The 13,895-nt window shown below is 69.7% G+C and carries 12 protein-coding genes and 2 pseudogenes; 7 read left to right on the top strand and 7 right to left on the bottom strand.

All coding sequences use genetic code 11. From position 1 onward, the window contains the following. Nucleotides 1-174: 174 nt before the first annotated feature. The 5 genes and pseudogenes from ACFY2L_RS15880 to ACFY2L_RS15860 form a co-directional block, all read left to right on the top strand. Nucleotides 175-324: pseudogene (locus ACFY2L_RS15880) on the top strand (DUF255 domain-containing protein); the annotation flags it as partial. 64 nt (nucleotides 325-388) lie between these two features. Continuing rightward, nucleotides 389-538, top strand: coding sequence for a hypothetical protein (locus ACFY2L_RS15875; RefSeq protein ID WP_193554964.1), 150 nt, complete (start codon nucleotides 389-391; stop codon nucleotides 536-538). A 199-nt stretch (nucleotides 539-737) separates the two neighbouring features. After that, nucleotides 738-998: a hypothetical protein gene (locus tag ACFY2L_RS15870; protein ID WP_390822606.1), complete on the top strand. Its 261-nt coding sequence runs from the start codon at nucleotides 738-740 to the stop codon at nucleotides 996-998. Nucleotides 999-1,253: 255 nt separating this feature from the next. Further along, nucleotides 1,254-2,456, top strand: coding sequence for an SAVED domain-containing protein (locus tag ACFY2L_RS15865; protein ID WP_390822605.1), 1,203 nt, complete (start codon nucleotides 1,254-1,256; stop codon nucleotides 2,454-2,456). Continuing rightward, entirely contained in the window at nucleotides 2,453-3,799 is a 1,347-nt protein-coding gene (locus ACFY2L_RS15860) for a cyclic GMP-AMP synthase DncV-like nucleotidyltransferase (RefSeq protein ID WP_390822604.1), read from the top strand. Before ACFY2L_RS15865 ends, ACFY2L_RS15860 begins: the two co-directional genes overlap by 4 nt. 233 nt (nucleotides 3,800-4,032) lie before the next feature. On the opposite strand, the gene ACFY2L_RS15855 is transcribed toward ACFY2L_RS15860, so the two are convergent. Then, nucleotides 4,033-4,599 (bottom strand): Uma2 family endonuclease, encoded by a 567-nt coding sequence (locus ACFY2L_RS15855; RefSeq protein ID WP_390822603.1) that lies wholly within the window; start codon nucleotides 4,597-4,599, stop codon nucleotides 4,033-4,035. 197 nt (nucleotides 4,600-4,796) lie between these two features. Here ACFY2L_RS15855 and ACFY2L_RS15850 point away from each other — a divergent pair, with 197 nt between their 5' ends. Continuing rightward, on the top strand, nucleotides 4,797-6,827 hold the full coding sequence (locus ACFY2L_RS15850; protein ID WP_390822602.1) for a thioredoxin domain-containing protein: 2,031 nt from the start codon (nucleotides 4,797-4,799) through the stop codon (nucleotides 6,825-6,827). A 1-nt stretch (nucleotide 6,828) separates the two neighbouring features. On the opposite strand, the gene ACFY2L_RS15845 is transcribed toward ACFY2L_RS15850, so the two are convergent. The 5 genes and pseudogenes from ACFY2L_RS15845 to ACFY2L_RS15825 form a co-directional block, all read right to left on the bottom strand. Further along, the gene (locus ACFY2L_RS15845) at nucleotides 6,829-7,173 is read right to left on the bottom strand and encodes a hypothetical protein (RefSeq protein WP_390658391.1); all 345 of its coding nucleotides are present in this window, start codon (nucleotides 7,171-7,173) and stop codon (nucleotides 6,829-6,831) included. Between the two features lie 47 nt (nucleotides 7,174-7,220). Continuing rightward, nucleotides 7,221-7,952, bottom strand: a complete 732-nt coding sequence (locus ACFY2L_RS15840) for a Mut7-C RNAse domain-containing protein (RefSeq protein WP_390822601.1) — start codon at nucleotides 7,950-7,952, stop codon at nucleotides 7,221-7,223. Between the two features lie 33 nt (nucleotides 7,953-7,985). After that, entirely contained in the window at nucleotides 7,986-8,624 is a 639-nt protein-coding gene (locus ACFY2L_RS15835) for a TetR/AcrR family transcriptional regulator (protein ID WP_390658393.1), read from the bottom strand. Continuing rightward, nucleotides 8,621-10,217 (bottom strand): annotated as a pseudogene (locus tag ACFY2L_RS15830) (DHA2 family efflux MFS transporter permease subunit). The gene ACFY2L_RS15835 and the pseudogene ACFY2L_RS15830 overlap by 4 nt, the downstream one beginning before the upstream one ends. Before the next feature lie 114 nt (nucleotides 10,218-10,331). Beyond that, the gene (locus tag ACFY2L_RS15825) at nucleotides 10,332-11,045 is read right to left on the bottom strand and encodes a hemolysin III family protein (protein WP_390658394.1); all 714 of its coding nucleotides are present in this window, start codon (nucleotides 11,043-11,045) and stop codon (nucleotides 10,332-10,334) included. A 340-nt stretch (nucleotides 11,046-11,385) separates the two neighbouring features. Here ACFY2L_RS15825 and ACFY2L_RS15820 point away from each other — a divergent pair, with 340 nt between their 5' ends. Beyond that, nucleotides 11,386-13,206, top strand: coding sequence for a phosphoenolpyruvate carboxykinase (GTP) (locus ACFY2L_RS15820; RefSeq protein WP_390658395.1), 1,821 nt, complete (start codon nucleotides 11,386-11,388; stop codon nucleotides 13,204-13,206). Between the two features lie 152 nt (nucleotides 13,207-13,358). Here ACFY2L_RS15820 and ACFY2L_RS15815 read toward each other — a convergent pair whose 3' ends face one another. Continuing rightward, nucleotides 13,359-13,838 (bottom strand): GtrA family protein, encoded by a 480-nt coding sequence (locus ACFY2L_RS15815; RefSeq protein ID WP_390822600.1) that lies wholly within the window; start codon nucleotides 13,836-13,838, stop codon nucleotides 13,359-13,361. Nucleotides 13,839-13,895 lie beyond the last annotated feature (57 nt).

The following is a 13,895-nucleotide window of genomic DNA, read 5'->3' as shown; positions in this document are numbered from 1 at the left end:
CAAGAAGTCGGACGGCGCGATCGAAGCACCACTCGTCCCCAAGGGCCCTGGCGTGGCTGAATGGCCCGCGGTCCAGCTGGCGGTTCCGGGGCAGTGGGACCCCGACCCGGCCGAGCGTGGCGGGCTCGGGCGGGTTTCGGTGCTCGCGTCAGACCCTGTGGGAGGCTGACCCGCATGAACCGGTTGGCTGGTGCGACCTCGCCATATCGGCTTCAGCACGCTGACAACCCGGTCGACTGGTGGCCGTGGGGACCCGAGGCGTTCGAGGAAGCGAAACGGCACGATGTCCCCGTCCTGCTGCCAGTTGGATACTCTGCGTGTCACTAGCGGCAGGGCGTGTGAGTGGCCAGGCAGTCATGGCCTGGGGTGTGTCAGGGGCGGGAGTCGCGTGGATACGTACGATGAGGACCTGAACGCAAGTATCGACGCCTGGGTGGAGGCCGAACTGGCCGCTTCGCCCGAGTGGGGGCCCGAGAAGATCGCCAGTATCCGCCAGTACTTGGAGGGCAGCGCACCCGCTGTCGCCGCTGAGGAGTAGGGGGGCGCGGAGCCGCAGTCTGCGGCCCACGCCACGGTCAGGATTACGTGGCGGAGTGGCAGGGGGTGGGCCGCCACGGGGCTGCGACAGGTCTCCCGATCCGGCCGCAGCCCCGTGGGGTCAGAGTGGCGGTGACGGGAGCGGTCAGCACCCGCCGCCCGTGGTCGAGTGTGAGGACTACAGGGCGGGTGCGCCGAGGGTGATCAGCTACGGCGCGGTCGGGGTAGACCCAGGCGCCGGGGCGGCCGACCGTATCTGGGTGCACTGCGGCTTCATCGGCACTGCCATGTGCATCCCGCCCAAACTCGAGACCTGGGCCCTCTTGCTGACCAACAAGCTCTACTGCACCCGCGACTGCGAGTCGCTGACCAGCATCCGCAACGGCTTCTGCGCACTCGTCTTCAACTGGCCACGCACGCAGAGGGAATGGGTGCGGACTTGGGCGAGCCACGCGTGTTGATCTGCGGAAGCCGCAGCTGGCCGTAGAGGCCGTCCCGACCGCCTGGTGGCCACCGGCGGCGTCTCGGCGGTCTCATCCGGCTGGCCCGCTACTGGTCCGGTCCACAACGTAGCCCCGACCCCAGCAGCACGAGGCGGGCGTGCCTGGAGTTGCGGCATGCGAGGTCGCGCGAAGTGTCAGACCAGGGGCGTACCGTTCTCTCACGGCGCAGGATTCCCTGCCCCTGCAAGCGACTTGGCGTCCTGCGAGGTTCAGTTGGCGACGAAGAAGAGCGGCTATAAGCGGAAGGCCCTGCCCCAGCCGGTCAGGTTCGAGGTCTGGGTCCGCAGCGGGGGCCGATGCGCGATCTGCAACCGCTACCTTCTGGATGGGGCTCTGGCCAACAAGACCATCCGTCTCGGCGAGCTCGCCCACATCGTCGGCCAGCAGAACACAGCGGGCTCTCCCCGGGGGAAAAATGATCTTGTCGAGCGCGACACCGCGGACAACGTGATGCTGGTCTGCGCCGACGAGCACGACGAGATCGACGCGCCGGAGAACCTCGACGTCTTCACCGTCGAGAAGCTGCTCGCGCTCAAGCACGCCCACGAAGACCGGATCAAGCACGTCACCGGCATCGCACCAGACCGTACGACCACTGTGCTGCGGATGATCGGTCAGGTCCGGGGGCAGCAAGTCGAACTGACCCGACAGACAGCCTCGTCCGCCGTCCTCATCTCGGGCGACCGCGTCCCTCTCTTCCTGGAGTCCTACTCCCGCCATGGAATTGAGATCGAGCTCCGCCATGTACTGGGCGAAGCCACGATCGACCTCCGCGACGTCCCCGGGGAGGACGGGACCAACGGCGAGTACTACAGCCAGGCGAAGGCCGTGATCGACAACGTGGTCGACAACAAGCTCAACGAGGGCATCTCCCGCGACCAGGTGGCCCATCTCAGCGTTTTCGGATTCGCCCGCATCCCGCTCCTCGTCTACCTGGGATCGCGTCTGGATGACACGGTGCCCACCGATATCTACCAGCGCCACCGCCACGATGAGACCTGGACATGGAGCGAGGACGGACCGCTCGTCGCCTTCGCGACACACCTAGACCTGGACGTGCCGCCCGCTGAAGAAGCCGTCCTGGTGCTCAACATCTCCGGCACCATCCAGCCTGGGGAACTGCCCCCTCGGCTGGCAGGGCTGCGGCGCTACCGGATCAGTCCGGCGGACGCGGCGGCTGCCCCGGACATCATGCGCCACCGCGACAGCCTCGCCCGCTTTCAAGAGAACCTTCGTGCCCTGTTCGCCGACATCGAGGCGAACGCGAAGGCCATCCGCCGCCTGCACATCCTGCCCGCTGTACCGCTGTCCGCCGCAGTGAGTCTGGGCCGTGTCCACGACCGCCAGGTCCACCCCAGTCTGACGATCTACGACCGCACCGACGGCGGCTACCGCCCCGCGCTGGAGATCAAGTGAAACTGAACGGGCACTTCAACACCTTGCTCAAGGGGACGGTCAACCTCAACCAGACCAGGCTGGATCAGCTGGACACCCGGGTGACGGCCATCTTGAGCTTCCTGACCAGCGACTCGGTTATCGGCCCGTTGATCCTCGGCACCACCAGACAGGGCTCCTGGGCCCATCGCACCATCATCAAGCCAGTGGCCGGCAAGAACGACGAGTTCGACGCCGACTTCCTGCTCAACCTGACCGTTGTCGAGGCATGGGAAACGACGCCGTCGGAGTACCTGAACGCCCTGTTCGCTGCGCTCAAGCGCAGCAACACTTACAAGTCGATGGTGGTGAAGAAGAACCGCTGTGTGCGGATCAACTACGCGGGCGATTGCCACGTCGACATCGTCCCCCACCTCGTCCTGCCCGACGGTCGGCAGGTGATCGTCAACTCGGAGGTAGAGGAGTTCGAGGAGACCAACCCCGAGGGCTACACCGCGTGGATGAAGGAGAAGGACTCACTGACCGGCGGCAACCTGCGGAAGGTGATTCGCCTGGTGAAGTACCTGCGGGACTCCAAGGACACCTTCAGCATCCCCTCGGTGATTCTGACCGCCTTGCTCGGCGAACGGGTCCAGGTCTACGACACGGGAAACCGCTACAGCGGGGTGCCCACCACTCTGGTCCACCTCATCGAGGACCTCGCCGCGTGGCTGGCCCTCAACCCGCTAATGCCCGTGATTGCCGACCCGAGTTGCCCACAGACCAGCTTCAACCACCGCTGGAACCAGGACCGGTACGCCAACTTCGCCAAGCACATTCAGTCGTATGCGACCCGGATGCGTACGGCCCTGGACGAGCAGGACAAGGACAAGAGCGTCAAACTCTGGCAGCAACTCTTCGGTGACGGGTTCAAGGCACCGGCCACGACGGCAGCGGCCTCCCTCGCCAAGGCCGGGCAGCCGGCCTCGGCGGAAGGGGGCACCCGGGCGCCGTCGGAGAGGTTCATCGAGGAGATGGGTGTGCAGTGGGCGGGTGGACGCTGGGCCCGGATCGAAGCCCGTGTCGCGAACCCCATCGGCACCGGGTCGGTGGACCTGCGCCGGAGCCGCTTTGCCCCCGTGGGCCGGGACCTCTACTTCACGGTGACTACCGATGCCCCGCAGCCGTACGAGATCTGGTGGAAGGTCCGCAACCACGGACCGGACGCCGAGAACGCCCACGGCCTGCGTGGTCAGATCACGCCAGGGCGCGGACCACGGATCCATGAGCGCACCATGTATCGGGGTCGGCATTACGTGGAGGTATGGATCGTAAAGGACGGCAAGGTCGTCGCCAGCGATCACCACGACGTTGTGATCCGCTGACGACGCCACGCCATCAGGGTGACGGGCATGAAGCGGGGGCAGCTTCCCACGCGGCTCGTCCCCGGCGAGAAAGTGCAGGTCGGCGCCTGGTTGAAGCTCTACATCTTCCCTCCGGACCGCCTACGACGGGTCCGGGCCGAGCCGGGGGTCGCTGCCCAGAGGCCCCCGGTTGCGGACATGTCTTAGCCCACAGGACGTCGGAGGCGCCGAGGGCACGGGCGATTCCTCGTTGCTCACAGGGCCCCAAGGTCGACCGTGACAGGGAATGGCGCGGTGGCCTTCACGGTGCCGGTGAACACCTCGCCGTCCCGGTAGGCCCTGTTGGCTGGGTCGAGGACGTAGGTGTAGACGATCGGAACGCCGGTGGCGGACTGCTCGATGCGCCAGTAGAAGGGGATGCCGGCCTTGGCGTACTGGTCCACCTTCACGATCCGGTCGGTGGTCTCCGAGCCGGGCGATACGACCTCGACGACCAGGAGTACGTGCTCGGGGCGGGTAGGCGTGAGGTCGATGGTCTCCGCGCGGTAGACGGTGACGTCCGGGCGGCGGTTGGTGAGCGGAACGTCCTGCAGGCGGACGTCGAAGTCCGTGTCGGCGTTCCAGTCCGGGCCCGCCGCGGCGTCCAGGGCATTGGCCAGGATCCGAGCCAGCCGGTTGTGCCGCTTCGAGGCGCTCGGGCTCACGACGACCATCCCGTCCACGATCTCGATGCCGGCGCACTGCTCCTCGGACCAGGAGTCGTACTGCTCCGCGCTGATCTGCGAATGCATCCACTCGGGCGCCACCATCTCGGCGGTCATGGTGTACCTCCTTCGAGGAGCCTCGGCAGATTCAGCGCCATTGCGCCCAGCCTACTGTTCCGAGGTGCCGGGCCGCCCGACTCGGCAGGGGGAAACGTCGCCCACCACGTGATGGCTCACAAGTGCAATTCGGCCAAGCGGGGCGGGCTCGTCAGGGTTTCACCGGCCGCGCCAGGCGCTGTGAGAGGCTGGGTCGTATGAACCGGTTGGCTGGTATGACCTCGCCTTATCTGCTTCAGCACGCCGACAATCCGGTCGACTGGTGGCCGTGGGGACCTGAGGCGTTCGAGGAAGCGAAACGGCGCGATGTACCCGTTCTGTTGTCAGTCGGTTACTCTGCGTGTCACTGGTGCCATGTCATGGCCCGGGAGTCCTTCGAGGACCGGGCCACCGCCGACGATCTCAACGCGCACTTCGTGAGCGTCAAGGTCGACCGCGAAGAACGCCCCGACGTGGACGCCGTGTACATGGAGGCCGTGCAGGCCGCCACCGGGCAGGGGGGCTGGCCCATGACCGTGTTCCTGACGCCCGACGCCGAGCCCTTCTACTTCGGTACGTACTTCCCGCCCGCCCCCCGCCACGGCATGCCCTCCTTCCGGCAGGTGCTGGAGGGGGTCCGGCAGGCCTGGGCCGACCGGCGGGAGGAGGTCGCCGAGGTCGCCGGGAAGATCGTGCGGGACCTGGCGGAGCGGGAGCTCTCCTTCGGGGACGGCCGGGCGCCGGGGGAGCAGGAGCTGTCGCAGGCGCTGCTCGGGCTGACGCGGGAGTACGACCCGCAGCGGGGCGGGTTCGGCGGGGCGCCGAAGTTCCCGCCGTCGATGGTGGTCGAGTTCCTGCTGCGGCATCACGCGCGGACCGGGGCCGAGGGTGCCCTGCAGATGGCCCAGGACACCTGCGAGCGGATGGCGCGGGGCGGGATCTACGACCAGCTCGGCGGCGGCTTCGCCCGGTACTCCGTCGACCGGGACTGGACGGTGCCGCACTTCGAGAAGATGCTGTACGACAATGCCCTGCTCTGCCGGGTGTACGCCCATCTCTGGCGCGCCACCGGCTCCGAGCTCGCCCGGCGGGTCGCTCTGGAGACCGCCGACTTCATGGTGCGGGAACTGCGCACCGGTGAGGGCGGGTTCGCCTCCGCGCTCGACGCCGACAGCGACGACGGGACCGGCAAGCACGTCGAGGGCGCGTACTACGTGTGGACGCCCGAGCAGCTGGCCGAGGTGCTGGGCGAGGAGGACGCCCGGCTCGCGGCGCACTACTTCGGGGTGACCGACGAGGGCACCTTCGAGGAGGGCGCCTCCGTCCTCCAGTTGCCGCAGCGGGACAGCGTCTTCGACGCGGAGAAGATCGCCGGCATCAGGCGGCGGCTCCTCGACGCCCGCGCCCGGCGCCCCGCCCCCGGCCGGGACGACAAGGTCGTCGCCGCCTGGAACGGTCTTGCCGTGGCCGCGCTCGCCGAGACCGGCGCCTACTTCGACCGCCCCGACCTGGTGGAGGCGGCCGTCGGCGCCGCCGATCTCCTCGTACGTCTGCATCTCGACGAGCAGGCCCGGCTCACCCGTACCAGCAGGGACGGACGGGCGGGGGCCAACGCCGGGGTGCTGGAGGACTACGCCGACGTGGCCGAGGGGTTCCTCGCGCTGGCCTCGGTCACGGGGGAGGGGGTGTGGCTGGAGTTCGCCGGTTTCCTGCTGGACCACGTTCTCGCGCGGTTCGCCGACCCGGGGTCCGGGGTGCTGTACGACACGGCCGCCGATGCCGAGCGGCTGATCCGCAGGCCGCAGGACCCGACCGACAACGCCGTTCCCTCCGGGTGGACCGCCGCCGCCGGCGCACTGCTCGGGTACGCCGCCCACACCGGTTCCGAGCCGCACCGCGCCGCCGCCGAGAAGGCCCTCGGTGTCGTCAAGGCCCTGGGGCCGCGGGTGCCCCGCTTCATCGGCTGGGGGCTCGCCGTCGCCGAGGCGCTGCTGGACGGGCCGCGTGAAGTCGCCGTCGTGGCGGCGGAGTTCGACGAGCCCGCCGCGAGGACCTTGCTGCGTACGGCGCTGCTCGGCACCGCGCCCGGCGCGGTCGTCGCCTTCGGCACCGCCGGGAGCGACGAGTTCCCGTTGCTCGCGGACCGTCCGCTGAGCGACGGGGAGCCGACGGCCTATGTCTGCCGCAACTTCACCTGTGACGCCCCGACGACCGATCCCGAACGGCTTCGCACCGCGTTGAACGGCTGACTCAGGCGCCGCTGAGGATCATCGCGCCCAGCGTGAGCTGAGCACCCCACTGCACCAGCACGGCCCCGAGCCTCGCGTACGTCCAGCGGGCCCGGGGCCACGCCAGTGCCGCCGCGCCGGCCAGCGCCGACAGCCAGAACACGCCGTACAGGACGGTGCCGGGGACCGACGAGCACTGTTCGCCGTAGGTCAGGCAGCGGCTGCCGCGCTCGGTGGCCAGCACGGCCAGCCAGGCGAGGACGACCGTCGGCAGGAGGGAGCAGAGTCCGGCCACGGCCCAGCCGGTGAGGTACCGGTCCTTCTGCTGCGGTGTGAGGGTGACCTGCTGCGGAGCGGTGGTGTTCATGGCCCCATCCCACCGCGCGGCGGGCTGCGGGTGATGCGCCGTCGTACTCAGTTTCCCTGCGCGCGCATGCTCAGGGCGTCCTCGACGATGGCCTCCAGCTGTTCGTGGTGCGCGCCCTTCCAGTACGCGCGGCCGCAGGACTCGCACCGGGCGAAGACGTCGTAGGAGCGGTGGGTGCCGTGTTCCAGCTGGTCGGCGACCTCGTCCTTGGTGGCCGCGTGCAGCAGGCCGTTGCAGGCGGTGCAGCGGGTCCAGGGGCGCAGGTCGGGACGGAAGCGGTCGAGGACGTCCCGGAGCTGGTCCTCGGGGCGGGTGCTGTAGACGAAGGCGCCGGCCCACAGCTCGCGGCGGCGCAGCAGGCCCCGGTCGCGGCTGAGCATGACCCGCTGCTCGGCGGCCGAGCGGGCGGCCAGGGCCGGATCGCCGATGTCCGTCGACTCGTAGGCCGTGTCCACGCCGAGCAGGCGCAGCCGGCGGGCGAGGGTGCCGAGGTGGACGTCGAGGAGGAAGCGGAGGGGAGCGCCGGGGACCTGCTGGGGGCGGGTGACCGGGCGGACGGCCACCGACTCGCCGTGCGCGGGGATGTGGGAGACCGGGACCTCGTGGCCGTCCACGAGGAGGGCGCCGACCTCCGTCAGCGGGACGCCGAGGGATTCGACGACATGGCCGAGGGTGGAGACGCCGTCGACGGCGAGGGGGTGGGTCCCGGTACGCCGGGCGTGCGGGACGAACACCGCCAGCTCGGGGGCGACTTCGACGAGGATCTCGGGTGCGTTCACCTGGTCAGGATGGCATGGCGGAGGGGGCCGGGCTCAGGGGTTTTTGCTGGGCAGGCCGTGTTCCAGGACGTCGAGCGTGCGATCGAGGAGGGTCTCGAAGTCGTCCCGGTGGCCGTTCTCGGCCCAGTAGATGGACGCCTGCATCAGGCCGCCCATGAGGGACATCATGTACACCCTGACCTCCAGGCTCTCGGGGTCCAGGCCGGTGCGCTCGCCGATCACCTCACTGAACATACGGCCGGTGACCGACATGCTCTCCATCATCCGCGAGCGCACCGCGGGGACCTGGACCATCACATGGGTGCGCAGCCGCGCCACCTCCGGATCGTCCTCGATGCCCAGGCGGACCGCCCTCAGCATCACGTGGCGGACGCTGTCGGGCCACGGCTCGTCGGCCGGCCGGGCCCGTAGCTCCGCCACGAGGACCGGGTCCCACTCGTCGGTGAGGACGATGTCCTCCTTGGTCGGGAAGTACCGGAAGACGGTCGACGGCGACACCTCGGCGCGCTCGGCGATCTGGTCGATCGTCGTGGCGTCGTACCCCTGCTCCCTGATCAGCGCGTAGGTCGCGGTGCGGATCGCCTCGCGGGTCTTGATCTTCTTGCGCTCACGCAGACCCGGCTGGGGGCGGTCGGCGGGGGAGGCGGGGCGTGCGGCCGTCATACGGTTCATTGTCGGGCATCCGCCGCGGCCGGGGCCATGTCGGGGTCGGTGCTCCGGGTGCGGCGCGCCGTCGGCGTCCCCGGCAGGAAGGCCGCCGCGAGCAGCGCCGACACCAGGGCGGCGACCGCGCAGACCAGCAGGACCAGGGCCATGCCGTGCACGTAGGCGTCGTTCGCGGAGGCGGCGAGGTGCGCCGAGCCCGCCCGGTCGGCGACCAGATGGGCGGCGACCACCGAGTCCCCGGCGGTGCCGGCGGCTCGGGCGGGCAGCCCGGTGACGTCGAGACGGTCGCGGAAGGTGCTCGCGAGCAGACTGCCGAGCAGGGCGATGCCGATGGCGCCGCCGACCTGACGCAGGGTCATCAGCAGGCCGGAGCCGCTGCCGGCCCGGTCGGCGGGGAGGGTGGCGAGCGCCCCGGTCATGGACGGGACGAGGGCGAGTCCGGAGCCGAGGCCGGCCACGGCGAGCCACAGCGCGGTGAAGCCGTAGCCGGAGCCGGTTGTCGTCCGGGTGCCGAGCAGGGCGGCGAAGGAGACGATCACCAGGCCGGCGGCGACCGTGGCCCGCGCACCGAGGCGGAGGGAGGCGGCCGGGGCGAGCCGGGCGGCGACCGACAGACCGAGCACCAGCGGCAGCAGCCGTACACCGGTGCCGAGGGTGTCGTTGCCGAGGACGGCCTGGAGGTAGGGCGGCCGCACGAACAGCAGCCCGGACAGCACGAACATCACCAGCGTCGCGGCGCTCGCGTTGAACAGGAAGCCGCGGTGGGCGAGCAGCGTCGTGTCGAGCATCGGGCGCTCGACCCGGCGCGAGCGCAGCACCAGGCCGGTCAGCAGGACCGCGGATCCGGCGAGCATGCCGAGGATCAGGGGTCGGCCCAGCCGCGCTCGGGCGCCTCGATGATCGCGTAGACGAGGGTGCCGAGGCCGGCGGTGGTGAACGCGGTGGACAGGGTGTCGATCCGGGGGGGGAGGCCGGGTCGCTGGTCTCCGGCAGGAGCAGGAGGCAGGCGAGGATGCCGATCGCGACCATCGGGACGTTCAGCACGAACACCGAGCCCCACCTGAAGTGTTCGAGGAGCCAGCCGCCGATGATCGGGCCCAGCGGCAGGCCCAGCGCGGAGCCGGTGGAGACGAGGCCGATCGCCCTGCCCCGCTCGTCGGGTGCGAACAGCGACGGCAGCACCGACATCGCGAGCGGGGTGATCAGGGCCGCGCCGACGCCCATGAGCGCGCGGGCCGCGATCACCCAGTTCACGTCGTCGGCCAGCGCCCCGGCCACGGAGCCGGCGAGGAAGACGCCGAGCCCGGCGATCAGCATCCGGCGCCGGCCGAACCGGTCGCCGAGCAGCCCGGCGGGGAGCATCAGGGCGGCGAAGACGACGACGTAGGCGTCCGCCATCCTCCCCCAGCTCTAAACGCCTGGGGGGACCCCCAGCTGCTGACCAGTGGTGGCGCCGAGCTGTCCGGCCATCGTCGGCAGCGCCACGTTGAGGATCGTCATGTCGAAGCCGAGCGTGAGCATGCTCGCGACCAGGGCCCCGAGGGCCCACCAGCGGCGGGGATCGCGCCCCGCCCCGGAAGCGTTCGTGACAGTAGCCATGAAATGAGAGTAACTACCAAAATCCAGAGACTGTCAATCGTTCGCCTTTCCGGGGACACGAAAAAGGCCACGGCTGGAGAGCCGTGGCCGGGGAGGAGTGCCGGGAGGCCGGCGCTACGCGTGCTGGTACGCCACCAGCGAGATGCCGACGTAATGGACGACGAACGCGGCGAGCGTGAGGAGGTGGAAGACCTCGTGGAAGCCGAACCAGCGCGGTGAGGGGTTCGGCCGCTTGATGCCGTAGATCACGCCGCCCGCGCTGTAGAGGACCCCGCCGACGATCACCAGGACCAGGACCGCGATGCCGCCGGTGCGCATGAAGTCCGGCAGGAAGAAGACCGCCGCCCAGCCCATCGCGATGTAGCAGGGGGTGTAGAGCCAGCGCGGGGCACCGACCCAGAAGACCCGGAAGGCGATGCCCGCGAGCGCCGCGCCCCAGATGCCCCACAGCAGCCACCGGCCCTTGGCGTCCGGCAGGAGCAGCAGGGTCAGCGGGGTGTAGGTGCCCGCGATGATCAGGAAGATGTTGGCGTGGTCGAGGCGGCGCAGGATGCCGTCCATGCGCGCGTTCCAGTTGCCGCGGTGGTAGAGCGCGCTCACGCCGAACAGCAGGCAGGCGGTGAGAGCGTAGATGCCGCAGGCGATGCGGCCCCGGGGGGAGTCCGCGAGGGCGGTGAGCACCAGGCCGGCGATGAGCGCGGCCGGGAACATGCCGAGATGCAGCCAGCCCCGGAGCTTGGGCTTGACGGGGTGGGGCAGGGGGAGCGCGACGGGGCCTCGGCCGGCGGCCGGCGTGTCCGTGGGCGCGTCGGGGACGGGCGTAGTCATGACCTGCATGGTACCTACGGAACCGTAAGTTACGGATCAGTCCCGCGGCTTCCGGAGTCAGGAGTGGCCATCGTCTCACGGTGGCGCACGGGTGCCCGCTCCGGGTTCATGTCAAAAGATCTTCTGCTGAACGCCAAGTGGACGCAAAGAAGCGCGGTTATGCGTGGCGATCCTCACTCTGCTCACCTGTGACGCCGTCTGGACAGATGGGCACGGGCGTCGGATGATCAGATGAGTGCGGTCGGCACCGGATGAGCGCCAAGGGCGAACCCGTGATGCAGCATCCGGGCCGCAGCCCCCACGGGGCCTCCAACAAAAAACCCCTCATTTAGGAGCGATCGTGGCGCGCGACATCGCGGCTCCCACCGTCCCGACCAACCATCAGGAACTGATCTCGTGGGTCAACGAGATCGCCGAACTGACGCAGCCGGACAGTGTGGTCTGGTGTGACGGGTCCGAGGCCGAGTACGAGCGACTGTGCGGGGAGCTCGTCGAGAAGGGCACCTTCAAGCGCCTCGACCCGATCAAGCGCCCCAACTCCTACTACGCCGCCTCCGACCCGACCGATGTCGCGCGGGTCGAGGACCGGACGTTCATCTGCTCCGAGAAGGAGGAGGACGCCGGCCCCACCAACCACTGGAAGGCCCCCGCCGAGATGCGGGAGATCTTCGCCGGTGAGAAGGGCGTCTTCCGCGGCTCGATGCGCGGCCGCACCATGTACGTCGTCCCGTTCTGCATGGGCCCGCTCGGCTCGGACCTCTCCGCGATCGGCGTCGAGATCACCGACTCCGCCTACGTCGCGGTCTCCATGCGCACCATGACCCGTATGGGCCGGCCGGTCCTGGACGAGCTCGGCTCCGACGGGTTCTTCGTCAAGGCCGTCCACACCCTCGGCGCCCCCCTGGAGGAGGGCCAGGCCGACGTGCCGTGGCCGTGCAACTCCACCAAGTACATCTCGCACTTCCCCGAGAGCCGCGAGATCTGGTCCTACGGCTCCGGCTACGGCGGCAACGCCCTGCTCGGCAAGAAGTGCTACGCCCTGCGCATCGCCTCCGTCATGGCCCGCGACGAGGGCTGGCTGGCCGAGCACATGCTGATCCTCAAGCTCACCCCGCCGCAGGGCGAGTCCAAGTACGTCGCCGCCGCCTTCCCCTCCGCCTGCGGCAAGACCAACCTCGCCATGCTGGAACCCACCGTCTCGGGCTGGACGGTGGAGACGATCGGCGACGACATCGCCTGGATGCGCTTCGGCGAGGACGGCCGGCTCTACGCCATCAACCCCGAGGCCGGCTTCTTCGGCGTCGCGCCCGGCACCGGTGAGCACACCAACGCCAACGCGATGAAGACGCTGTGGGGCAACTCGGTCTTCACCAACGTCGCCCTCACCGACGACAACGACATCTGGTGGGAGGGCATGACGGAGGAGACCCCGGCCCACCTCACCGACTGGAAGGGCAACGACTGGACGCCGGCCTCCGAGACCCCGGCGGCCCACCCCAACGCCCGCTTCACCGTCCCGGCCTCGCAGTGCCCGATCATCGCGCCCGAGTGGGAGGACCCGAGGGGTGTGCCGATCTCGGCGATCCTCTTCGGCGGCCGGCGCGCCAGCGCGGTCCCGCTGGTGACGGAGTCCTTCGACTGGAACCACGGCGTGTTCCTCGGCGCCAACGTGGCCAGCGAGAAGACCGCGGCCGCCGAGGGCAAGGTCGGCGAGCTGCGCCGCGACCCCTTCGCCATGCTGCCGTTCTGCGGCTACAACATGGGCGACTACATGGGCCACTGGATCGACGTCGCCAAGGGCAAGGACCAGACCAAGCTGCCGAAGATCTACTACGTCAACTGGTTCCGCAAGAACGACGAGGGCAAGTTCGTCTGGCCCGGCTTCGGTGAGAACAGCCGCGTCCTGAAGTGGATCGTGGAGCGCCTGGACGGCAAGGCCGAGGGTGTCGAGACCCCGATCGGCATCCTGCCGACGAAGGAGGCCCTCGACACGGCCGGTCTGGAACTGGCCGACTCCGACCTGGACTTCCTGCTCACGGTCGACAAGGAGGTCTGGCGCGAGGAGGCCGCCCTGGTCCCCGAGCACCTCAACACCTTCGGCGACCACACCCCGAAGGAGCTGTGGGACGAGTACCGCGCTCTGGTGCAGCGCCTGGGCTGAGCCCGCCGGGTCCGAAGGACCCTCCCAAGACGCCGCGGCCGGCTGCCGACCCTGACCAGCGACATCGTCACGGCCGGCCGCGGTGACAGCACCAACCGCACCACAGACCGGCGAGGTTTCGCACAACGGCGTGCGGAATCATGGGCCTGTCGTCACGTCCTGTCCGCCCCGACAGGAGGTGACGACAGGCCTTCGCCCGTTCTCGGGCCGCCCCCGCGGAACACCCACATCCGCAGCAGTGTGAAGCGCAGGACCGTCGCCGCGCCGTTGGCCACGATCAGCGCGCCGATCTCCACGTGCGCCGAGTCCGACAGCGTCCGGTGCGCCAGCGCCAGGGCGCCGCTGCTGAGCGCGAGCCCGGCGGCGAAGGCCACCAGCCCCTGCAGCTGATGCCGGGCGGCCCCCTCCGTGCCGCGCACCCCGAAGGTGAACCGGCGGTTGGCGGCGGTGTTCGCCACCGCGGTGACCAGCAGGGCGACCAGGTTGGCGAGCTGCGCGTCGAGGAGCGGCCGGAGCGCCGTGAACAGACCCAGATGGGCGACGGTGGACAGCGCCCCGATGACGGCGAAGACCGGCAGTTGCCGGGTGACCCCGGGGGAGCGGGGTGCGTGTGTCTGGGCGCGCTGAACCATTCCAGCATTGTACGGTAAGTGAGCAAATATGACCGTAGGTGAGCAAATCGGGCGCAC

Source organism: Streptomyces sp. NPDC001381, assembly GCF_042895685.1.
Lineage (GTDB): Bacteria > Actinomycetota > Actinomycetes > Streptomycetales > Streptomycetaceae > Streptomyces.
The sequence above is the reverse complement of the archived record's forward strand: the minus strand, read 5'-3'. Positions and strand labels throughout refer to the sequence as shown.